Origin of the sequence: Streptomyces sp. SirexAA-E, assembly GCF_000177195.2 — a bacterium.
Lineage (GTDB): Bacteria > Actinomycetota > Actinomycetes > Streptomycetales > Streptomycetaceae > Streptomyces > Streptomyces flavovirens.
The window spans coordinates 4,655,431-4,676,740 of record NC_015953.1 but is presented as its reverse complement, the minus strand read 5'-3'; the positions used below and the strand labels follow the sequence as shown (position 1 = coordinate 4,676,740).

Below are 21,310 nucleotides of genomic sequence, written 5' to 3'. Positions count from 1 at the left end.
CGCCGCAACGCCGCGGCAGCGTCGAAACACGCCGTGGACACCCCAGGACACACCGTCCCGCCCCTCGCGGCAGACCCGCATCCCGGACGCACACAAGAGAGCTTCTTGGCATGACTACGTCACACACCACAGCCTTCCGTCCGCAGAGCTTCCGCCCACAGAGCTACCGGAGCGACCTGACCCTCTTCCTCGCCCTCGCCTTCGGTGTGAGCTGGTCGGCCTGGGCGACGGCCTTCGCGCTGGGCGGCCCGGCCGGGTCGGCCGCCGCCTCCGGCATCCATCTCTTCGGCGCCTTCGGCCCGTTGATCGCCGCGCTCGTGCTGCGTGTCCGACGCGGCCGGCGCGGAGAGTCCGCCCCCGCGCATGTGGTGCGCCTGGGGCGGAGCACGCTGGTGTGGACGCCGCCGCTGGTGGCGCTCGCCTCGGGAACGATCTGTGTGGGAAGTCTGCTGGCGCAGGCGGCGGGCGGTCCGACGCCCAGCCTGGAGCATGCCCAGGACGCCGTGCGCGACGCCGGCGGGCTCGCCGCGTTCGTCGGCGCGATGCTGATCGGCGGTCCGCTCGGGGAGGAGCCGGGCTGGCGCGGCACCGTCCACCCGCGGATGCGCGCCACGATGGGCCGCTTCCAGGCCGGCCTCGTGCTGGGCGCCGTCTGGGCCGTCTGGCACCTGCCGCTCTTCTTCGTCGACGGCACCGTGCAGCACGAGTTGGGCCTGACGAGCGCGAGCGGCGTCCTCTTCGCCGTCAGCATCGTCCCGATGGCGATGCTGATCGGGTACGCCTACGAGCGGGGCGGGATCGTCGCGGCGATCGCGGTCCACTTCGCCATCAACGTCACGATGGTCCTCCTCGACGCCAAGGCCGCCGAGACCCATGCCCTGCTGCTCGGCCTCCAGGCGCTCGTCACCGCCCTGCTGCTGGCCTTCGCCCCGCCGCCGAGGCTCCCTCGTACGTCCGAGGCCGACGCCGCGGCCCGCGCCGAGCCGGAGCCGGCGGTACACGGCTGAGGTCCGTGCTCCGGGGGCTCGGGGGCCACCGCGCTCACGGTTTCCGAGGCGGCCGGCCCACCGGATCCGCCGGCGAGCGCCGCAGGAGGCGCACCACCGCCGAACACGCCACCGACCGCCTCGGGGAACTCCCACACCGTCGCCGCCCGCCGCGAGAAGCGGCTGCGCGCGCCTGAGCCCCCTCTCACCCGCGGTGCCCGCCGTCCGGCGCCGCGCGTGGTCCGGGAGACCCGCCTACGGCTTGGGCAGGGCGCAGCCCGTGCGGTTCAGGTCGATCCGGTTGCCGGGGCCGAGGCAGGGCACGATGCCGTACGTCTGCTGGGCGTAGTTGATGCCCTTCCGGACGGTGACCGCGCCGCTCTCGTCGACCTCGCACGGGTTGTTGTCCGTGCACCGCTGGCCGTCCTCGTTGCCCGTGTTGTTGACGGCGACCACCTTGCCGGTCGCGTCGTTGATCACCGGGGAGCCGGACGTGCCGCCGATCGTCTGGCACGCGGAGGTGTAGCGGACCGAGTCCTTCCAGGTCCAGCTGCCCTCCTTGAGGCGGTAGGCGAACCCGTCGACGGCGCAGCTGTACAGGCGCTTCCAGTACCCGGAGGCGACGGTGATCGCGGTGCCCTTCGCCGGACGCGCGGAGTCGAGTTCCAGGGCCTTGATGCCGTAGGAGCTCTCGATCTGGGCGTACGTCGTCGTGAGCTGGTACAGCGAGACGTCGGTGTCCGTCATCGTCCCGTAGGCGATCTTGGAGGCGCGCAGCGTCCCGACGCCGTTGCCCGCCGCGTTCAGCAGCGTGAAGCTGCGGGTCGACGCGCGGTCGAGCACGACCTGGCCGGGGCCGGGGAAGCCGGTCTCCAGGCAGTGGCCGTTGGACAGCACGAGGGCGGGGTCGCCCGGCTGGGACGAGGGCGCGCGGACGACCGATCCGGAACAGTTGCTGAGCGCGACCGTGCCCGCGAAGCCGACCGCCTTGGCGCGGACGTCGGTGGCGTCCGGGCCGCCGGCGGCGGCTGCCGGTGCGACGCCGGCCCCGAGGAGCAGGACGGAAAGAAACGCACCGACAAGAGGCTTTTTCATGTGGGGGTCCCCTCCAGGGATGCCGTGGACCGGAGTTCTTCCGGTTTTGACATGCGCATGTTGCTGCATGGAGGGGTGCCTCACAAGGGGCGGAATCCAGCCGCCCGCGCGCCCGTCGTTCAGCTCGGCGCGGCGTCCGCCTCCGCGCCGGGGAAGACGTTCTCCCGGCCCCAGGCGCCGAGGGGAGCCAGCGCCTCGTTGAGCGCGACGCCCCGGGGCGTCAGCGAGTACTCCACGCGCGGGGGCACCTCGTCGTACACCTCGCGGTGCACGATGCCGTCCTGCTCCAGCTCACGCAGATGCGAGGTGAGCACCTTCTCGGTCACCCCGGGCACCTGCCGACGCAACTCCCCGAACCGGAACGGCCTTTCGTCCAGTGCCCACAGGATCAGCACCTTCCACCTGCCGCCGATCACGTCCATGGCCGCGTCGATCCCGCAGACGTACGCCCCCGGCCGCCGTACAGCCCCCATACCCACCCGCCTCCCAGCTGGACACTCACCTCAGCGTAACCACCCACTCGTAAGTGGGTACTTGATGGCACGACCGGCCTGCGACCACCCTCGTGACCATGTCCGAAACCACTCCACCCACGCCCCCTCTCACCCTTCTCGGGCTCGGCGCCATGGGCACCGCGCTCGCCCGCACCTGGCTCGCCGCGGGTCATCCGCTGACCGTCTGGAACCGGACCCCGCACCGGGCCGCGCCGCTCGCCGCCGAGGGTGCGGTGGTCGCCGCGACGGCCCGGGACGCCGTGGCCGCGAACGGCCTCGTGGTGGTCTGCCTGCTCGACGACGCCTCGGTCGGCGAAACCCTGGAGGGCGTCGACCTGGCCGGCCGGGACCTGGTGGACCTCACCACCGGCACACCCGGCGAGGCCCGCGCACGGGCCGCGTGGGCGCGGGCGCGGGGAGCCCGGTTCCTGGACGGCGGGATCATGGCGGTCCCTCCGATGATCGGTGTCCCGGAGTCCGGGGGTTACGTGCTGTACAGCGGCTCGCGGGCCCTGTTCGACGCCCACGCCCGCACGCTCGCCCGCCCCGCCGGCACCCGGTACGTCGGCGAGGACCCTGGCTTCGCGGCCCTGCACGACGTGGCGCTGCTGAGCGCGATGAACGGCATGTTCGCCGGTATGGCCCACGCCTTCGCGCTGATCCGCCGGGAGGAGATCGCCCCCGCCGAGTTCGCCCCGCTCCTCGTCGAGTGGGTCACCGCCATGGCGGGCTCCGCCTACACGACGGCGGAGCGGCTGGACAGCGGCGACCTGACGTCGGGGGTGGTGTCCAACCTCGCCATGCAGGTCACAGGGGGCGGCACCCTGCTCCGCACGGCCGACGAACAGGGGGTGGACCGGGCGCTGATGGCGCCCTACCTCGACCTGATGCGACGGCTCCTGGCGCAGGGCGGACGGGACGAGGAGGACACCACGGGCGTCGTCGACCTGCTGCTGTCCCGCTGAACGGCGGGCGAGGGCGCCCTCACCCGCCGGGCGTCGTCGCCGCTCCGGGCCCCGCCGCCGCTGCCTCGCGGGCGTACGCCACCGCCTGACGCAGCGACAGGCCGGGCTCCGCCTCCCGCAGCGCCTTGATGGCGGGCACCGAGTCGACCGGGCCCTCGTGACCCACGGAGGCGAGCCGCTGCCGGACCCACCGGCCGCGCAGTTCGGCGTCCGGCACGGCGGCCACCTCCGAGACGAGCTCCAGAGCCCTCTCCAGGCCGGGGCGGAGGTCGTCGGTGGCCGTGCCGAGTTCCTGCCGGAGCAACCCGGCGATCTCCGGCGCGTCCCGCAGCACGAGGACCGCGGTTTCCTGCTTCGTCTGCTTCCCGAAACCGATCATGTGAGGACTCTCCCCCCGACCGCCCTCCTCCGCACCGGATTTGAGTGACATCTGAGGCGGCTGCGTACTGTCGGTGCATGACACCCGATCTCGACGCCTACCTCGCCCGCATCGGCTGGACCGGGGAGCGGCGGCCCACCGCGCAGGTGCTGCGGTCCGTCCACCGCGCCCATGTGTACGGCATCCCGTTCGAGAATTTGGAGCCCGTGCTCGGCGGTGCCCCGTCCCTCGCGCTGACCGACCTGGAGGCGAAACTCCTCCGCTCCGAGCGCGGCGGCTACTGCTACGAGCACAACACCCTGCTCGGCGCCGCCCTGACCCGGCTCGGCTTCCGGGTGACGCCGCTGGCCGGGCGGGTGGTGCTGGGCGCCGCGCCCGGTGACGTCCGGCCGCGCACGCACATGCTGCTGAAGGTCCGGGCGGAGGACGAGCCCACCCCCTTCGTGGCGGATGTGGGGTTCGGGTCGACCGGGGCGCTCCTGGAGCCGATCCCGCTCGTGGCCGACGCCGAGCTGTCCGACACCCCGCGCCACCACCGGCTGGTGCACGCCCCGCACGACGGGCCGCTGGAGCTGTGGGAGTTGCAGGCGCAGAAGGACGGGACCTGGGAGCCGCAGTACGAGTTCACCCTGGAGCCCTTCGAGGCGCCGGACTTCGAGGTCGCCAACTGGCACACCGCGACGAACCCGCGCTCGCCGTTCCGGCAGGCGGTGTTCGCCCAGCGCACCCTGCCCGGCTCCCACCTGGCACTCGCCGGGAGGACCCTCACCCGGACCGCGGACGACGGGACCGCCGAGGTGCGCGAACTGGCCGGCCCGGCGGAGGTCGTGCGGGTGCTGGCCGACGACTTCGGCGTACGGCTCCCCGAGGACACCGTCCTCCCCGGATGACCCGGGGTGCCCTCGGGACCCTCCGGGGGCGGTGGCGCGTGGTGCATCTCACCCCACTCCGCCCGTCACGCCCGCATTCCAAGCCCCGGCGCCGCTCCGACCGGCCCTTCCCACGGCCGTCGGCCGGGGGCGGCATGCCGATGGAAGAGCGGGCCGCGCGCGCGGCGCCCCCGGGAGGGCCGACACGGCCCCGGGCCGGGGGCGGCGGGCGTAACACGGTCGTAAGCTCGCAGCCATGCAGGTCATCCAGTCAACGAAGCTCTCCGGCGTCTGTTACGAAATCCGCGGTCCCGTGCTCGAGGAGGCCATGCGGCTGGAGGCTGCGGGCCACCGCATCCTCAAGCTCAACACGGGCAACCCCGCGGCGTTCGGATTCGAGTGCCCGCCCGAGATCCTCGAGGACATCCTGCGCAACCTCTCCGGGGCGCACGGATACGGCGACGCGAAGGGGCTGCTGTCCGCCCGTCGCGCGGTGATGCAGCACTACCAGACCAAGGGGATCGACCTCGGCGTCGAGGACGTCTACCTGGGCAACGGCGTCTCCGAGCTGATCCAGATGTCGATGCAGGCGCTGCTCGACGACGGCGACGAGGTGCTCGTCCCCGCCCCGGACTATCCGCTGTGGACCGCCTCGGTCTCGCTGGCCGGCGGTACGGCGGTGCACTACCGCTGCGACGAGCAGGCCGACTGGATGCCGGACCTCGCCGACGTCGAGCGCAGGATCACCGACCGCACCAAGGCGATCGTGATCATCAACCCGAACAACCCGACGGGTGCCGTATACGACGACGAGATGCTGCGCGGCCTCACCGAGATCGCCCGCCGCCACAACCTGGTCGTCTGCTCCGACGAGATCTACGACCGGATCCTGTACGACGGGGCCACGCACACCCCGACCGCCGCCATCGCCCCGGACCTGATGGTCCTCACCTTCAACGGGCTCTCCAAGAACTACCGGATCGCCGGGTACCGCTCCGGCTGGATGGCCGTCTGCGGCCCGAAGGCGCACGCCTCCTCGTACATCGAGGGGCTGACGGTCCTGGCCAACATGCGGCTCTGCGCCAACATGCCGGCCCAGCACGCGGTGGCCACCGCGCTCGGCGGACGGCAGTCGATCGACGACCTGGTGCTGCCGGGCGGGCGGATCCTGGAGCAGCGGGACATCGCGTACGACCTCCTGACGCGGATCCCCGGCGTGACCTGCGTGAAGCCCAAGGGGGCGCTGTACCTCTTCCCCCGGCTGGATCCCAAGGTCTTCAAGATCAAGGACGACCGGCAGATGGTGCTGGACCTGCTGCGGGCCGAGAAGATCATGGTGGTGCAGGGCACCGGCTTCAACTGGCCGGATCCCGACCACTTCCGGGTGGTCACACTGCCACCGGCCAAGGACCTGACGGACGCGGTGACCCGGATCGGGAACTTCCTGGACGGCTACAGCCAGCCCTGAGGCCGCGATCGCGCGAACCCGCTTCGGATCGCGGTCAACTTTAGACAGAATCTAAGATAGGATGGCCTTACTGCACTACCAGGAGGCCATCCATGTACGAGCCGATCCGCACTAAATCGGTCCACACATCGGCCGACGACGCCGATTTCCCGCACCGCAGCCGTGAGGACGAGCTGGACATCCAGCTCGCCGGGCACCTCGGCGCCCTGCTCGCCGTCACCGACGAGCTGGGGCTCACCGCCGACGGCGACCGCATCGCCGCACAGGTGGCCCGGCTGCGCGGTGCTCCGCCCGCCCGGCACGCCGGACGGACCGACGCGGCGGCACCGGTCCTGCACCGCCGCGCCCACGCCCTCGCGGGCCGGGCCCTGGTGGTGGCCGCGTCCCGGGCCGACACGGCGGTAGCGATCCTCGCCGCCGAGGCCATGGACGCGCACACCGCGGCCCTGTCCCCCGCCACCGCGCCGACCGCTCTGGCCGGCGCCCGCTGACGGCCCCGGTCCACCTGTCGTCTCGACGCGTGGACCGGGTGCCACCGACGTGGAACCGCTGCCGGTTCCAGGCAGCACGACGCCCCGCCGAGTTCGCGCTCGGCGGGGCGTCGTGGGTCCGGCTCCCGGACCGGGCGGCAGCCGCTCGGGAGGGTTCCGGGTGCCGTACCGCGGCGGGTGGCGACCCACAGGTCAGGGCGGATGTCGTGATGCCCGCCGCGGGGTCCGGGATCAGCCCAGGCGCTCGACCAGGGCGTGGTACTCGTCCCACAGCTCCTTCGGCGTGTGGTCACCGAAGGTGTTGAAGTGGCCGGGGATCAGCGCGGCCTCCTCGCGCCAGACCTCCTTGTCGACCTTGAGCAGGAAGTCCAGGTCCGATGCGCTCAGGTCCAGGCCGTCGGTGTCCAGGGAGCCCGGGGCCGGAAGGATGCCGATGGGGCTCTCGACACCCTCGGCCTTGCCCTCCAGGCGCTCGACGATCCACTTCAGGACGCGGCTGTTCTCACCGAAGCCGGGCCAGACGAACTTCCCCGCGTCGTTCTTGCGGAACCAGTTCACGTAGTAGATCTTCGGCAGCTTGGACTGGTCGGCCTTGTCGGCGCCGACGTTCACCCAGTGCTTCATGTAGTCGCCCATGTTGTAGCCGCAGAACGGCAGCATGGCGAACGGGTCGCGGCGCAGCTCGCCGACCTTGCCCTCGGCGGCGGCGGTCTTCTCGGAGGCCACGTTGGCGCCGAGGAAGACACCGTGCTGCCAGGTGAAGGACTCGGTGACCAGCGGGACGGCGGAGGCCCGGCGACCGCCGAAGAGGATGGCCGAGATCGGCACGCCCTCGGGGTCCTCCCACTCCGGCGCGATGATCGGGCACTGGCCGGCCGGGACGGTGAAGCGGGCGTTGGGGTGGGCGGCGGGCGTCGTGGACTCGGGGGTCCAGTCGTTGCCCTTCCAGTCCGTGAGGTGCGCGGGCGGCTCCTCGGTCATGCCCTCCCACCACACGTCGCCGTCGTCGGTGAGCGCGACGTTGGTGAAGACGGAGTTGCCCCACATGGTCTTCATGGCGTTGGCGTTGGTGTGCTCGCCGGTGCCGGGCGCGACGCCGAAGAAGCCGGCCTCCGGGTTGATCGCGTAGAGCCGGCCGTCCTCGCCGAACCGCATCCAGGCGATGTCGTCGCCGATGGTCTCGACGGTCCAGCCGGAGATCGTGGGCTCCAGCATGGCGAGGTTGGTCTTGCCGCAGGCGCTCGGGAAGGCCGCCGCGACGTACTTGCTCTCCCCGCGCGGCGGGGTGAGCTTGAGGATCAGCATGTGCTCGGCGAGCCAGCCCTCGTCGCGGGCCATGACGGAGGCGATGCGCAGCGCGTAGCACTTCTTGCCGAGCAGGGCGTTGCCGCCGTAGCCGGAACCGTAGGACCAGATCTCGCGGTCCTCGGGGAAGTGCGAGATGTACTTGGTGGAGTTGCAGGGCCAGGGCACGTCCTGCTCGCCCTCGGCGAGGGGGGCACCGAGGGTGTGGACGGCCTTGACGAAGAAGCCGTCGGTGCCGAGCTCGTCCAGGACCTCCTGGCCCATGCGCGTCATGGTGCGCATGGAGACGGCGACGTACGCGGAGTCGGTGAGCTCCACGCCGATCGCGGAGAGCGGCGAGCCCACGGGGCCCATGCAGAACGGGACGACGTACATCGTGCGGCCGCGCATGGAGCCGCGGAACACGCCCTGCTCCCCCGTGAAGACCTCACGCATCTCGGCGGGAGCCTTCCAGTGGTTCGTGGGGCCCGCGTCCTCCTCCTTCTCGGAGCAGATGAAGGTGCGGTCCTCGACGCGGGCGACATCGCTCGGGTCCGATGCCGCGTAGTACGAGTTCGGGCGCTTGACCGGGTCGAGCTCGGTGAAGGTGCCCCTGGCGACGAGCTCCCCGCACAGGCGCTCGTACTCGGCCTCGGAGCCGTCGCACCAGACCACCCGGTCCGGCTCGGTGATTGCCGCGATCTCGTCCACCCAGGAGACCAGCTCCTGGTGGTTGGTGGGAACAGTGAGGGGAGCCGCGATGTCGCGCGCCACGATCGCTCCTTGGAGTGGGTGTCTGTGGAAGAGGCCCCGTGGGGGCTGCGGCCCGGATGCTTCGTCCCCCATGGCGCTCATCCGGTGCCGACCGCACTCATTTGAGTTTCCGCTCATCGCGCCCATATGTCCAGGGGGCCGCACAGGTGAGCAGACGTGAGCATCGCCACTCGTCCCCACGACCTACGGAGGCGTAGGTAGCATGCGGACATGACTTCTGCCGCTTCCGGGCCCGTCGAACTCACCGACCCCATCCCGGTGAAACCGCGGATGCGCGGCTGGCTGCACGCCGGGATGTTCCCCGCGGTCCTCGTCGCCGGGATCGCCCTGATCGCCCAGACGGAGAGCGCCCGGGCACGGATCGCCTGTGCGGTCTACGTCGTCACGGCCTGCCTGCTGTTCGGCGTGAGCGCGGTCTACCACCGCGGGACCTGGGGGCCGCGCGGCGAGGCGGTCCTGCGCCGGCTGGACCACGCCAACATCTTCCTGATCATCGCGGGCACCTACACCCCGCTGACGATGCTCCTGCTGCCGGAGTCCACCGGCCAGCCGCTCATGTGGGCGGTCTGGGGCGCCGCGGCGGCCGGGATCGCCTTCCGGGTGTTCTGGGTCGGCGCGCCGCGCTGGCTCTACACCCCGTGCTACATCGCGATGGGCTGGGCGGCGGTGTTCTTCCTGCCGGACTTCATGCGCACCGGCGGCATCGCGGTGCTCGTCCTCGTCGTCGTCGGCGGGCTGCTCTACAGCGCGGGCGGCGTGATCTACGGCATCAAGCGGCCGAACCCGTCACCGCGCTGGTTCGGCTTCCACGAGGTCTTCCACTCGCTGACCCTGGCCGCGTTCATCGTGCACTACGTCGGCATCTCCCTGGTGGCCTACCAGCACGGCTGAGGGGCTACACGTGCGAGGGCCCGGCCGCCACGGCCGGGCCCTCGCACGTGTCAGGCGTAGGTCTCAGCCGCCCAGCCCGCGTTCCAGCTCCTCCGCGTCCGTCGTCGGCGCCTCGCAGACGAAGTGCCGGCAGACGTACGCCGTCGGCGCCCCGTCCACCAGCGGCCGGTCCACCAGCAGCGGGAACTCCGCGGCGCCCCCGGGCACCTCGCCCGCGGCCACCACGGCGCCGGGCGCGCGCCCGAGCAGCGCCGTGCGGTGCAGCTCCCCGCCGACCGGCCCGGCCACCGCCACCTCACGCGGCCCGTCCAGCAGCGCCTCGGCGACCGCCAGTCCCCAGCCGATGAACCGGGGCGCCTTGGGGCCGAGCGCCTTCACCACGCCCAGCGCCCCTTCGGCGGCCGTGCGGTGCGCCTCGGAGCCGGTGTGCGCGGCGTACGACAGCAGCGCCCCGGCGGCAGCGGTCCAGCCGGCCGGGGTGGCGCTGTCGGTGGGGTCCTGGGGACGGCGGATCAGCTGCTCGGCGTCGTCGGCGGTGTCGTACAGCTGGCCGTTCTCGCCGGTGAAGCGCTCCAGCACGATGTCCAGCAGGAACCCGGCGAAGTCCAGCCAGGCGCCCTCGCCCGTGACGGAGGCCAGCGCCAGGAATCCCTCGGCCACATCGCCGTAGTCCTCCAGGACCCCGGCGTTGTCCCCGGCCCGGCCGTCCTTGGAGGTGCGGCAGAGGCGGGCGGTGTCACCCATGTGGACGCGGACGAGCAGATCGGCCGCCTCGGTGGCCCGCTCGATCAGGTCCGGCCGGTCGAAGTAGGCACCGGTCTCGGCGAGCGCGGCCACCGCCAGCCCGTTCCAGGCGGCGACGATCTTGTCGTCGCGCTCCGGGCGCACCCGGTCCCCGCGCGCCGCGAGCAGCCGGGCCCGCACGTCCGCGACCCGCGCCGGGTCCTCGTCCGGGCCGGTCCTGGCGAGCCGCAGGACCGAGGAGCCCTCCTCGAAGGTGCCCTCCTCGCTCACCCCGAAGTACGCGGCGGCGAAGGCTGCGTCGTCCTCCCCCAGCACCTCGCGCAGTTGCTCGGGCGTCCAGACGTAGTAGGCGCCCTCGACGTGCCGGCCCCGGGCGTCCTCGCTGTCGGCGTCCAGCGCTGAGGCGAAGCCGCCCTCGGTGGTGCGCAGCTCGCGCACCATGAAGTCGGCGGTCTCCAGCGCCACCCGGCGGGCCAGGTCCGATCCGGTGGCCCGCCACAGATGGGCGTAGACCCGGCACAGCAGGGCGTTGTCGTACAGCATCTTCTCGAAGTGCGGGACGACCCACTCCCGGTCGACCGAGTAGCGGGCGAAGCCTCCCCCGAGCTGGTCGTAGATCCCGCCGCGCGCCATGGCGGCACAGGTGTCGGCGGCCATCTCCAGGGCACCCTCGGCACCGGTACGGGCATGGTGGCGCAGCAGGAACTCGACGGCCATGGACGGCGGGAACTTGGGCGCGCCGCCGAAGCCGCCGTGCTTCTCGTCGTACTCCCTGCTCAGCGCGAGCAACGCCTGCGCCAGCTCCGGCTCACCGGGGACCCCGTCGCCGCCATGGGCCAGGGAGCGGCCGGCCAGGTCGGTGACGATGCGTCCGGCGACCTCCGCGACCTCTCCGCGCCGGCCGGTCCAGGCGGCCGTGACCCCTTCGAGCACCTGCCGGAAGGAGGGCATGCCGTGGCGGGGCTCGGGCGGGAAGTAGGTGCCGAAGTAGAAGGGTTCGGCGTCCGCGGTCAGGAAGACGGTCATCGGCCAGCCGCCCTGACCGGTCGCGGCCTGCACGGCTTCCATGTAGACGGCGTCGACGTCGGGCCGCTCCTCACGGTCGACCTTGACCGGCACGAAGTGCTCGTTGAGGTACGCCGCGAGCGCCGCGTCCTCGAACGACTCGTGGGCCATGACGTGGCACCAGTGACACGCGGAGTAGCCGACGCTGAGCAGAACCGGAACGTTCCGCCTTCTGGCCTCCTCGAACGCCTCGGGCGACCAGGGCCACCAGTCGACGGGGTTGTCCGCGTGCTGGAGCAGGTACGGGGAGGTGGTCTGCGTAAGTCGGTTGGCCATGCCCCCAATCCTCGCGCACCCGCCTCCACGACACCCGCGCGCCACGGGACGGAGGGCGAACGGGCAGGTGGGACCGGGGTGCGCTGTCGAAGTCGGGCGGCCCGGCATCACCGGACAGTAGGTTGGCTCCAGCAGCACCGGGACTGCCGAAGCTCCTCGAAGGAGGCACACCATGACCGCCGAGATGGTGGCGCCCGCCTGGATGCACACCCAGATCAGCGCGGAGCAGTACGACTCCTGGTCCGAGGAGCAGTGCGCCGGCATCGAGATCGTGGACGGGATGGTCGTCGTGAGCCCGAGCGCCTCCAAGCGCCACAACCGGCTGGCCCGCATCCTGGCCAACGCCCTGGACGCCGCCGCAGGCCCGGACTGGAACGCGGACACCGACTTCGACGTCCGCCTGCAGGACGTCCCCCTCACCAACCGCCGCCCGGACGTCACCGTCTACCGGTCGGAGACCATCGACCTCACGCCTACCCGACCCGAACACGTACTCCTGGTCGTCGAGGTCGTGGCGCCCGGCTCGGAAACCACCGACCGGATCGTGAAGGTGGACCAGTACGCCAAGGCCGGCATCCCCTTCTACTGGCGAGTCGAACAGGCCGCCACCGGAGTCCCGGTCGTCTACACCTACGTCCTCGACCCCACCACCAATGCCTACAGGGACGGCGAGACGTTCACCGGTACGGTCAAGGCCACCGCACCCTTCTCCGCCACGGCCGGTCTCGGGGTCGTGTAAGAGCGGAGCCGTCTCCCTGCTTTCGACAGCCGACCGGCAAACTGCAAGATCAAAGCGAAGAAGCGCCCGACCATGCCGTCTGGTCGGGCGCTCCAACTGGCGGGCATCTAGCCACGCCTACACCTGACGAAACTCGCCGCCCATGACGCCCAGGACGAAGGCGTTGAACTCTGCGGCGGTGAACGCCAGCGCGGGGCCGTCTGGGTACTTGCTGTCACGCAGCGCTCGACCACCGTCATGAAGGGTGGCAACCTCGATGCAGTTGCCGTTGTTGCCGGAGTAGGAAGACTTCACCCACTCCAGCCCGGCAACCGAAGCGCGCTCGATGTAAGGCTTCACCGTCTTATTTCATCTCCTTTATAGCGTCCAGAATGAGCGCCCGTGAATTGCTGACGTTAGCAGCGGCCATATTCAAGCGCCGAAACAGTGTGGTGTAGGTGTCAACGTCGGCAGGTTCCTCGTAGTACAGAGTACTGGTCGGCGATTCGGCGTAAATGATGTCCGTCTCGGCCGACGTCGGGAAACTCATGATGACGAACGGCCCGAAGAGGCAGGCGTTCATAGGGTCGTCCTGCGGCAGCACTTGGAGCTGCACGTTCGACCCCCTACTGTCCTCGACCAGCGCTTCAAGCTGCGCCTTCATCACCTCAGGCGAGCCGACGCGGTGATGCAGGACGCTCTCCGCGATGATCACCCAAAGCTGCAACGGGCAGTCGCGCGTGAGCACCTTGCGGCGTTCACGGCGCACGTTGATCTGCGTCTCAACGTGGCCCTTGGTGGCGTCCGGCGCCTGCAACTCGATGAGCGCTCTGGTGTAATCCGGCGTCTGAAGTAGCCCAGGAATCAGGTTGGTCTCGACGTTATACAGCTCGGCCGCGTCCCACTCGACGGCAACGTACGCGGCATACGCAGAATCCACGGCGTTGGTGTAGCGCGACCACCAACCCTTTTTCTTGGCCTCGCGTGAAAGTTCTTCGATCTCGGCACGTTCGGCGGGATCGGTGACGTTGGTGGCATCCATCCAGGCGCGCAGGTCGGGCAGGCGGATGCCGGACTGGGCGTTCTCGATACGCCCCACCTTGGACTCAGCGGATCCGAGCACCGTGGCGACGTCGGCATGAGTCATCCCGGCAGCGCTTCGCAGCTCACGAAGACGCCGCGCCAACCGGCGTTGACGGATCGTCGGGTTGCTGTTGATGGGCACGGTCGCGCCCCCTCCTCTGCTTCTTCGTGCAGGTCAAGTGTGCCGCTCGCACACGGTGGCGGCAACAGTCTGTCACGGCTCCCCAAAGTGGGGACTTGACACTTTAGGGACCCCACACTGCATAGTGCCTACTGTGAAGACGCTTGAGGTTGGCGCTCCGCACTTTGGATCGTCGCAAGCTCTCCCCAACTCAACTCAAGGGAGCAAACGTGGCTGTTCAGAAGACGGAGCTAGTGCGGCGGTACCGACGGCAGCGGCCAAGCGTCAGGGCCGCCCGAGGGGACGCCAGGGCGATAGCCGATAAGTGGCAAGAACCGCAGATCACGGGTGACTTGGAGTTGCTGGTCTCCGAGGTGGTCACGAACGCCGTTATCCACGGCACCACGGGCCGAGGCAGTCAGGTGCAGGTGAGTTACCAGCTTCTTGATGACCGCCTTCGCGTCGAAGTGCGTGACGCAGCGAGCGGCCGACCGTGCGTACTGCGGACGACTTCTGTGGGCGGTGATCTTCGCGAGTACGGACGAGGCTTGATTGTCGTCTCTTCGCTCGCGTACCGCTGGGCCGTGGTGCCTCGGGTCATGGGCAAGAGCGTGTGGTTCGAAATCCTGCTGAACAAGCAGGCAGCCAGCGACACCCCAGAGGTGAAGCATGGCGCTTGAACGTACGGACGACGCCCCCACCATGCGTCTGCACTACGCGACGCATCTGCGCCTGGCCGCCGTGCCGTCGGCGGTCAGTTGCTCGCGCATGTTCATTCGGCAAACGTTGCAGCGCTGGAAGGTGCCGGACTACATCGACGACGTGGCCGAGTTGGTGGTGAGCGAGCTGGTCACCAACGCCGTCAAGATGACCGGCATCATCGACCCGCAACCGAAGTGGACGGCGGTAAAGGCAGAACACGTCATCGGGGTACAGCTCCGCATCATCGACGCACGGCTGTACGTCGAGGTGTGGGACAGGAGTACCGACGCTCCGGTGAAAAAGGACCCGGACGACGACGCCGAAGGCGGACGCGGCCTGTTGCTCATCGAGGCGATGGCCGAACGCTGGGACGTCTACCGGCCGCAGTCGGGCGGGAAAGTCGTGTGGGCCGAGGTGTTACTCACCGAGCCCCCGAACCCGCCGCCCCTTCCCGCCGTGCCCGTGCGCGTACCGGGCGAGACAAAGCCGCGAGGCGGCCCGGCCAAAGACGCAGCTACCACCGCCCTGATGCAGCGCGTGCTTGACGGCCTCCTCAACACCCTCTGATCCCGCAGCGCAGAAAAGCAGGTACCAATGGTGACCGACACCCCCACCGCGTACGGATACATCCGCGTGCGCGCGGAAGTAGGTGACGACGAGCTTCGGCTCGTGGAAAGCGAGCTGGGCAAGTATGCCGAGGCTCACGGCCTGGAGCTGGTGCACATCCTTTACGAGGACGGTCCCGGAATCTCGCCCGACCGACTGGTTCGTCGGCTCCTCCGTGACGACGTACACCACGTGATCGTGCCGTCTCTGCAACAGGTCACGGAACACCGCCTCATCGGTGGGCTGTTGGAAGCGGCGATCGAACGGGAAGCCGGTGCTGCGCTGCATGAGGCGAGCGCGCTGAGCGGGCCCGTGAGCAGCTTATAGCCCCGCGTGCCTACCGACCTCTAAGGTTCCGCCCGGAGCCGCGTTGCTCCGTGCATGATCTACGGCGTGTTTGTTGACCTGCCTGCTTCTTCGTCAGCCGGCGAGGCTGAGGTGCAGGTGGGCGATGCCGAGCATGGCTACGACCAGCCGGGTACGAGGGTGCCGTCAACGATCAGCACCGCGCACCCATTTCTGGCGAGCATCGCCGTCGCAGGCGGCCTCCACGGCCAGGCACCGGCTCCCGCGGAGATCTCCATGCAGCTCCCAGCCGACCGGCTCCGCCCCCTCGCGCCGTGCCGCGGCGTCCAGCCACGCCCCGAATCCGGGCGCGAGGTCCACCCGGCGGGCCTGGTCGGCCCAGTCGGCGGCGGTGTGGCGTACGACGGCCAGCAGATAGGGGCGCCAGGCGTCGTTCGGTCCCTTGCCGTCGCGTACCGCCCGCACCGTCCGGGCGAACGCCTCCGAGGCGGTCCTCGGCGGTGTGCGGGTCGCGGCAGCAGGTCCGGGCGTACGTCAGGACGGCGGGGGCGTGGCGGCGGTAGGGCTCGGCGGTCGCCCCGGCGTCGCCGCCGTCGCGTATCGCGGCCGTCAGCAGCGCGTCGGGCCGTCCGTCCTCGGCGTCGCCCGCCCGGTGCCGGCCCTCGGTGCCCTTCCGCGTGCGGCCGCCGTTCCCGCGGTCGTTCGTGTTCCTGCGCTCCGCATCCGTACGACTGTCGGCGCGCAGTCTCGCAGACTCCCTGTCGCCCGGGCGCCGGACCCTGGAGACTGGGTCGTCCATACGACGGGTCCGGCCGCGACCGGCCGGCGGGCGCCAACGAGGGGGATGCATGACCATGCGGGACAGCCATCGGGCCGACGCCGAACGGCTGTTGGTGCGGGCCGTGGAGGAAGAGGCGCGGCGTACCGGCGGACGGACGGACGCCGACGCGCTGCTGGCGCGTGCGCGGGGCGCGCTCGACACGATGGCGGCGGGCGCCGCCGAGGAGTACGCCGCGTACACGCGGGCGCTCGACGCGGCGCAGGCCGGGCAGCAGCCGCTGGCGCACCGCTTCAGCAAGGCGTCCCTGGCAACCCCGCTGCTGGTGACCGGGGTTGCCGCGGCCGCCGCCTTCGGTGCGGACCTGGCGTTCGGCACGGAGACCGGCCTCGCCTTCGGCGCGGGCGCGGTGGTGGCCGTCGCGGGCACCACCGCGACCGTCGCCCGGGTGACCGCGTCGCACTGGCCCGCCGCCCACCGCAGGGCCGGTGCGCTGAGCCAGCCCGGAGGCCCGGAACAGCTGCGGCTGCAGTGGCTGACGGCACTGGAGGTACGGGGCATCCGCCCCTTCCTCGACCAGCAGCGCATGCTGACCGCCGCCACCCGCACCCCGAAGAAGGCGTCCTCCTCCGTGGTGCCGCAGCTACGCGGCCAGGACCGCAGCGCGGCGGCCCGCACCCGTTCACTGCTGGCCCAGTCCTTCGGCCATCTGCCCGCCGCCGAGGGCCCGTTCGCGGGGCGCCGGACCGAGATGGCGCAGATCGCCCGCTGGGTGCACGCGGCCCGGGCCGCGACGGAGACCCGGCCGACCGTGGTCGTCCTGCACGGGCCGCCCGGTTCCGGGCGCACCGCGCTCGCCGTACGGGCGGCCCACGCGCTGCGGGACCAGTTCCGGGGGGCCTGTGTGGTGGACCTGCGGGGGCAGGTGGCCGGGGAGGCACCGCTGCCCACCCGGGACGCGCTGCTGCACCTGCTCAACCGGCTGGGCGCGCCCCGGGAGCAGCTGCTGTTCCGGGAGCAGTCCTCGGCGGAGCAGCAGGTACGGCGCCTGAGCGCGCTGTACCACCAGCATCTGACGGGCACCCCCGTCGTGGTCGTCCTGGACGATGCCACCGACGCCGCGCAGGTCGCGACGCTCGTCCCGGAGCGCTCCGACAGCCTGGTCCTGGTCACCGCCCGTGAACCGCTCGAGCTGCCGTCCGACGTACCGGCCCGGGTGCACCAGATGCCCGTCGCCGGTCTGGACGCGGCCGGCGCCGAGGAGTTGCTCCGGGAGTCCGCCGAAGACGCCGAGCAGGGACCGTACGACTACCCCTCCACGGACGCCGTGGTGGAGCTGTGCGGCGGCCTGCCCCTCGCCCTGCGCGTCGCGGGCTCCGCGCTCGGCGCCCGTACCCGGGCGGAACTCGCCGCGTCCCTCGGGGCGTACGGGCCGGTCGCGCCCGTCGACCGGGCCCTGTGGCTGCGCTACACCGACCAGGGCGAACAGGCCCGGCGGCTGCTGCGGCGGCTCGCCCTGGCCGGGCGCGCCAGTCTGGGGGCGGCGGCCGCGGCGTCCCTGCTGGGCGCCGGGGAGCAGGAGGCCGGGCGGCTGCTGGAGGACCTGGCACGGGCGGGGCTGCTGACGCATGTGCGGAGCTCGCGCTACCGGTTGCACGACCTCGTACGGGACTTCGCCCTGGCCCGCCTCCTCGACGAGGAGAGCGCCGAGGAACGCGCCGCGGCCCAGCAGCGCCTCGTCCAGAACTACGCGGAGCTCGCCGACGCGGTGATCCGCATGGTGGACGGCAAGATGTCCACCCGGGCCGGACAGTTCGGCTCGCACGGCTTCAGCTCGCTGGACGCGGCGCTGCGCTGGCTGGACGACGAGTCGAGCTTCATCACCGCGGCCCTGCGGCATGCGGAGGGCGTCGACCAGGCCACCGTGCTGCATCTGCTGGGCGCCCTGTGCGACTACTGCCTGCTGCGCGGTGACCTCTACCGGCTCGGCGAGATCAGCGAGCTGACGCAGGCCGTCGACCGCGGGCTGCTGGAGCGTTCCGTGCAGTGGCGTACGGGCATCGCGGCCCGGCAGCTCGGTGAGCTGGACAAGGCCCGCACCACGCTCTCCTCCGTCGTCGGCCTCTACCGGGAGGCCGAGAACGACGCGGGGGCGGCCCTGGCGCTCTGCTCGCTCGGCATCACCCTGCACCACCAGGGCAACCTCGCCGAGGCGTCGGCGCGGCTGCGGGAGGCCATCGGTCTCCAGGCCTCCGACGACCAGGCCGAGGACCGGGCCTGGTCGCTGCACGCGCTGGCCGCCGTGGAACGCGACCGGGCCAACCTCGCCGAGGCACTGACCCTGCTCGACACCGCGCTCGTCCTGCACCGGGAGGGCGAGTCGCTGCACGGCGAGGCATGGACGCATTTCCAGCTCGGCCAGGTCTGCCTGCGCCTGGGTGAGGTGCCGCGCGCCCAGGAGGAGCTGTCCACCGCCCTGGACCTCTATGGCCGCACCCGGGACGAACGCGGCGAGGCCTGGGCCCTGACCCAGCTGGCCCGGGCCCGGCTGCTGGAGGGCGACGCGGCTCCCGCCGTGGAGCAGCTGCGCGAGGCGCTGGCCCGGCACCGGGCCAACGAGGACGCCCGGGGCGAGGCCTGGACCCGGTACTACCTGGGCCAGGCCCTGGAGGAGGACGGCGACACCGACCAGGCCATCCGCGAGCTGGAGCGCTCGCGCACGATGTTCTCCCGGATGCGGGACGTGTACGGGCTGGCCTGCGCCCGGCACCACTCGGGGCGGGCGACCCGCGACCAGCGCGCCGCGCAGACCGGCAACCTGCGCAACTCCGGCTTCGCCCGGCAGCTTCTGGTGGACGCCCGGGCCGACTTCCGGCGGATCGGGGTGGCCCACGGGGAGGCCTGGGCCTGCCTGGAGCTGGCCCTGATCGACGGCGGCAACAACCGCACCGCCCAGGCCCTGGAGCTGTGCGACGAGGCGGTCGTCCTGTTCGGCTCGTACGGGGACGCGCGGGGCGGCGACTGGGCCCGCTTCCTGCGGTGCACGCTGCTGCCGTACGCGTCGCCGGGCGGCAGCGAGGTGGGGACGGCGGTCGCCCAGCAGGAGCTCGCGGACCTGGCCGGCGCCGGCCACGCGATGCGGGACGCCAAGCTGACCGACTGCGCCGAGGCGCTGCGGGTGGTCCTGGACCGGGGTGTGGACCTGGACGACGGCTGGCAGGCCTGGCGCCTCGGGCTGACCCCGTCGCGTCGGGCCCGCGAGGTCATGGGTGTACCGGTGGGGGCGCGGCCGTAGCCCGCCCGTCGGGCGCGCGAGGGCCGGCGTGAGAGCCCCCGTACGCGGCGAAGGCGCGCCCCCTGCCGGGGGAAGCGCGCGTCCACGTCACGGGGTCGCCCTCGGCCGTGCGGCGCTCGGGGGCAGGGCCCGCGTGCCCCCGGCGCGGACGGACGGCTACTTGCCCCGCGCCCCGGTCTCCTCCGGCGCCTTCTCGTCGGCCGCCGCGGGGTCCGGTGCCTCCTCGAAGTCGACCTTGCCCATGTGGCGGTTCATCGACTTCATCAGGAACCACACCCCCACGGCCAGTGCCGCGAAGACGAGGAAGCCGAGGACGCCGGGGGTGACCTTGTTCTTGTCGAGCTCGTCGGCGGCGAGCGGGACGAGGTGCGTCAGTGCCTGGGTCGCGTACATATCAGGCATTGTCGCGGATGCCCGCGAAGAGGTCGCTCTCGGGGAGGGATGTGGCGACCAGAGACTTCGCGAGCTCGTACTCCTCGGTCGGCCAGACCTCCCGCTGGACGTCCATCGGGACCCGGAACCAGCCGCCGTCCGGGTCGATCTGCGTGGCGTGCGCGATCAGCGCCTTGTCCCGGATCTCGAAGAAGTCGTCGCACGGGACGTGCGTGGTCAGCGTGCGCTCGGCGCGCCCGAACTCCTTCCAGCGCTCCAGCCAGTCGCCGTACGGGGACTCCAGTCCACGGGCGAGCAGCGCCTCGTGGAGGGCGACGGTGCGCGGCCGGTTGAAGCCCTGGTTGTAGTAGAGCTTCTGCGGCTGCCAGGCCGGCCCGAACTCCGCCTCGGGGAACCGCTCGGTGTCCGCGGCGGCCTCGAAGGCGATCATCGAGATGGTGTGCGTCTTGATGTGGTCGGGGTGCGGGTAGCCGCCGTTCTCGTCGTACGTGGTGATCACCTGCGGCCGGAACGCGCGGATCTTCGCCACGAGCCGCCCCGCCGCCGTCTCGTCGTCCTCCAGGGCGAAGCAGCCCTCGGGCAGCGGCGGCAGCGGGTCGCCCTCCGGCAGCCCCGAGTCGACGAAGCCGAGCCACTCCTGCTTGACGCCCAGGATCTCCCGGGCCTCGTCCATCTCCTTCTTGCGCACCTCGTGGATGTGCTCCTCGATGTACGCGTCCCCCTGGAGCTTCGGGTTGAGGATGGAGCCGCGTTCGCCGCCCGTGCAGGTGACGACCAGGACGTCCACCCCCTCGGACACGTACTTGGCCATGGTGGCCGCGCCCTTGCTCGACTCGTCGTCGGGGTGGGCGTGAACGGCCATCAGTCTCAGCTGCTGGGTCAAGACTCGGTCCTCGGTGATTGGTCGCAATGGTCGGCTTCTATAGTGACTGAACCAGGGGGTGGAAAATTCCTCGATTCCCGGTACCGGAGGAACGATCATGGCAGCGGTGCGCGAGGCCTTGCCCGACGGGCGCTACGGCCGGTCGCGGGATCAACGCGCCGACCGCACGCTGAAGATCGTCGGGGCGGTGCTCGGTGCCGTTCTCCTCGCCGTGATCGGCTGGTTCGGGTACGCCTACGTCGCCGGCCAGGACGTGAGCGCGGAGATCATCAAGTCCAAGGTGGTCTCCGACGAGCGGGCCGACGCGCACGTGGAGGTCCGCAAGGAGCGGGACGTCGTGGCGCACTGCACGGTCCGCGCCCTGAGCGAGGACGGCGGCGAGGTGGGCCGCAAGGAGGTCCGGCTCGACGCGGGCTCCGACCGGATCGACACCGTCGTCTCGATGCGCACGACGTCCAGGGCGACCGCGGTCGAGCTGATGTCCTGCGGCGTCAGCGGCTGACCCGTCACGCGCGACGCCCCGGGGCGTCCGACGCGCGCGGGACGACCCGCGGCGCACACCGTGCCCAGGCCGTGCGCGGGGGCGCGTACCCACGCCGACGGCGTGTGACGGTTTACCTTCTCCCCCTTTTCGCGGGGAATTG

Annotated in this window: 22 protein-coding genes; 12 read left to right on the top strand and 10 right to left on the bottom strand. The window is 71.4% G+C overall.

What is annotated here, in order from left to right; all coding sequences use genetic code 11:
• The first annotated feature begins 110 nt into the window (after positions 1-110).
• A complete protein-coding gene (locus SACTE_RS21035; protein WP_014048030.1) occupies positions 111-1,007 on the top strand; it encodes a type II CAAX endopeptidase family protein in 897 nt (298 codons plus the stop codon).
• Positions 1,008-1,241: 234 nt separating this feature from the next.
• Here the strand turns inward: SACTE_RS21035 and SACTE_RS21030 are convergent, their stop codons facing one another.
• Both SACTE_RS21030 and SACTE_RS21025 read right to left on the bottom strand, forming a co-directional pair.
• Complete coding sequence (locus tag SACTE_RS21030; protein WP_014048029.1) at positions 1,242-2,081, bottom strand: serine protease; 840 nt, start codon at positions 2,079-2,081, stop codon at positions 1,242-1,244.
• A 119-nt stretch (positions 2,082-2,200) separates the two neighbouring features.
• Positions 2,201-2,554, bottom strand: a complete 354-nt coding sequence (locus tag SACTE_RS21025; protein ID WP_014048028.1) for a helix-turn-helix domain-containing protein — start codon at positions 2,552-2,554, stop codon at positions 2,201-2,203.
• 98 nt (positions 2,555-2,652) lie between these two features.
• Between SACTE_RS21025 and SACTE_RS21020 the strand changes: the two genes are divergently transcribed.
• Positions 2,653-3,540, top strand: coding sequence for an NAD(P)-binding domain-containing protein (locus SACTE_RS21020; protein WP_014048027.1), 888 nt, complete (start codon positions 2,653-2,655; stop codon positions 3,538-3,540).
• Between the two features lie 19 nt (positions 3,541-3,559).
• Here the strand turns inward: SACTE_RS21020 and SACTE_RS21015 are convergent, their stop codons facing one another.
• Complete coding sequence (locus SACTE_RS21015; RefSeq protein WP_014048026.1) at positions 3,560-3,919, bottom strand: hypothetical protein; 360 nt, start codon at positions 3,917-3,919, stop codon at positions 3,560-3,562.
• A gap of 77 nt (positions 3,920-3,996) precedes the next feature.
• Between SACTE_RS21015 and SACTE_RS21010 the strand changes: the two genes are divergently transcribed.
• The 3 genes from SACTE_RS21010 to SACTE_RS21000 all read left to right on the top strand — a co-directional run bounded on the left by SACTE_RS21010 (position 3,997) and on the right by SACTE_RS21000 (position 6,747).
• Entirely contained in the window at positions 3,997-4,809 is an 813-nt protein-coding gene (locus SACTE_RS21010) for an arylamine N-acetyltransferase (protein WP_014048025.1), read from the top strand.
• Positions 4,810-5,044: 235 nt separating this feature from the next.
• Positions 5,045-6,256, top strand: a complete 1,212-nt coding sequence (locus tag SACTE_RS21005; protein ID WP_014048024.1) for a pyridoxal phosphate-dependent aminotransferase — start codon at positions 5,045-5,047, stop codon at positions 6,254-6,256.
• A gap of 92 nt (positions 6,257-6,348) precedes the next feature.
• The gene (locus tag SACTE_RS21000; RefSeq protein ID WP_014048023.1) at positions 6,349-6,747 is read left to right on the top strand and encodes a hypothetical protein; all 399 of its coding nucleotides are present in this window, start codon (positions 6,349-6,351) and stop codon (positions 6,745-6,747) included.
• A gap of 231 nt (positions 6,748-6,978) precedes the next feature.
• Here SACTE_RS21000 and SACTE_RS20995 read toward each other — a convergent pair whose 3' ends face one another.
• On the bottom strand, positions 6,979-8,805 hold the full coding sequence (locus SACTE_RS20995; RefSeq protein ID WP_014048022.1) for a phosphoenolpyruvate carboxykinase (GTP): 1,827 nt from the start codon (positions 8,803-8,805) through the stop codon (positions 6,979-6,981).
• Positions 8,806-9,015: 210 nt separating this feature from the next.
• On the opposite strand from SACTE_RS20995, the gene SACTE_RS20990 reads away from it, so the two are divergent.
• Positions 9,016-9,696 (top strand): hemolysin III family protein, encoded by a 681-nt coding sequence (locus SACTE_RS20990; RefSeq protein ID WP_014048021.1) that lies wholly within the window; start codon positions 9,016-9,018, stop codon positions 9,694-9,696.
• A 63-nt stretch (positions 9,697-9,759) separates the two neighbouring features.
• On the opposite strand, the gene SACTE_RS20985 is transcribed toward SACTE_RS20990, so the two are convergent.
• Positions 9,760-11,781, bottom strand: a complete 2,022-nt coding sequence (locus tag SACTE_RS20985) for a thioredoxin domain-containing protein (RefSeq protein WP_014048020.1) — start codon at positions 11,779-11,781, stop codon at positions 9,760-9,762.
• Between the two features lie 172 nt (positions 11,782-11,953).
• Between SACTE_RS20985 and SACTE_RS20980 the strand changes: the two genes are divergently transcribed.
• The gene (locus SACTE_RS20980; RefSeq protein ID WP_014048019.1) at positions 11,954-12,520 is read left to right on the top strand and encodes a Uma2 family endonuclease; all 567 of its coding nucleotides are present in this window, start codon (positions 11,954-11,956) and stop codon (positions 12,518-12,520) included.
• Between the two features lie 117 nt (positions 12,521-12,637).
• Here the strand turns inward: SACTE_RS20980 and SACTE_RS20975 are convergent, their stop codons facing one another.
• Positions 12,638-12,859: a DUF397 domain-containing protein gene (locus SACTE_RS20975; protein WP_014048018.1), complete on the bottom strand. Its 222-nt coding sequence runs from the start codon at positions 12,857-12,859 to the stop codon at positions 12,638-12,640.
• 4 nt (positions 12,860-12,863) lie between these two features.
• Positions 12,864-13,724: a helix-turn-helix transcriptional regulator gene (locus tag SACTE_RS20970; RefSeq protein WP_014048017.1), complete on the bottom strand. Its 861-nt coding sequence runs from the start codon at positions 13,722-13,724 to the stop codon at positions 12,864-12,866.
• 209 nt (positions 13,725-13,933) lie between these two features.
• Between SACTE_RS20970 and SACTE_RS20965 the strand changes: the two genes are divergently transcribed.
• From SACTE_RS20965 to SACTE_RS20955, 3 genes are read left to right on the top strand one after another with little or no spacing between them, the layout of a single operon-like run.
• The gene (locus SACTE_RS20965; RefSeq protein WP_019993822.1) at positions 13,934-14,383 is read left to right on the top strand and encodes an ATP-binding protein; all 450 of its coding nucleotides are present in this window, start codon (positions 13,934-13,936) and stop codon (positions 14,381-14,383) included.
• Entirely contained in the window at positions 14,373-14,972 is a 600-nt protein-coding gene (locus SACTE_RS20960; RefSeq protein WP_014048016.1) for an ATP-binding protein, read from the top strand. The genes SACTE_RS20965 and SACTE_RS20960 overlap by 11 nt, the downstream gene beginning before the upstream one ends.
• Before the next feature lie 27 nt (positions 14,973-14,999).
• Entirely contained in the window at positions 15,000-15,338 is a 339-nt protein-coding gene (locus SACTE_RS20955) for a recombinase family protein (protein ID WP_014048015.1), read from the top strand.
• 165 nt (positions 15,339-15,503) lie between these two features.
• On the opposite strand, the gene SACTE_RS35585 is transcribed toward SACTE_RS20955, so the two are convergent.
• Complete coding sequence (locus SACTE_RS35585; RefSeq protein ID WP_019993823.1) at positions 15,504-15,782, bottom strand: hypothetical protein; 279 nt, start codon at positions 15,780-15,782, stop codon at positions 15,504-15,506.
• A gap of 389 nt (positions 15,783-16,171) precedes the next feature.
• Between SACTE_RS35585 and SACTE_RS20945 the strand changes: the two genes are divergently transcribed.
• Positions 16,172-19,390 carry a tetratricopeptide repeat protein gene (locus tag SACTE_RS20945; protein ID WP_026359252.1) on the top strand — a complete coding sequence of 1,073 codons (3,219 nt, stop codon included), beginning with the start codon at positions 16,172-16,174 and terminating at the stop codon, positions 19,388-19,390.
• Between the two features lie 156 nt (positions 19,391-19,546).
• Here the strand turns inward: SACTE_RS20945 and SACTE_RS20940 are convergent, their stop codons facing one another.
• Together SACTE_RS20940 and mca are read right to left on the bottom strand one after the other, a co-directional pair.
• The gene (locus tag SACTE_RS20940; protein WP_014048012.1) at positions 19,547-19,783 is read right to left on the bottom strand and encodes a hypothetical protein; all 237 of its coding nucleotides are present in this window, start codon (positions 19,781-19,783) and stop codon (positions 19,547-19,549) included.
• Position 19,784: 1 nt separating this feature from the next.
• Complete coding sequence (mca, locus tag SACTE_RS20935) at positions 19,785-20,666, bottom strand: mycothiol conjugate amidase Mca (protein WP_014048011.1); 882 nt, start codon at positions 20,664-20,666, stop codon at positions 19,785-19,787.
• Between the two features lie 97 nt (positions 20,667-20,763).
• On the opposite strand from mca, the gene SACTE_RS20930 reads away from it, so the two are divergent.
• The gene (locus SACTE_RS20930) at positions 20,764-21,168 is read left to right on the top strand and encodes a DUF4307 domain-containing protein (protein ID WP_014048010.1); all 405 of its coding nucleotides are present in this window, start codon (positions 20,764-20,766) and stop codon (positions 21,166-21,168) included.
• The last annotated feature ends 142 nt before the right edge of the window (positions 21,169-21,310 follow it).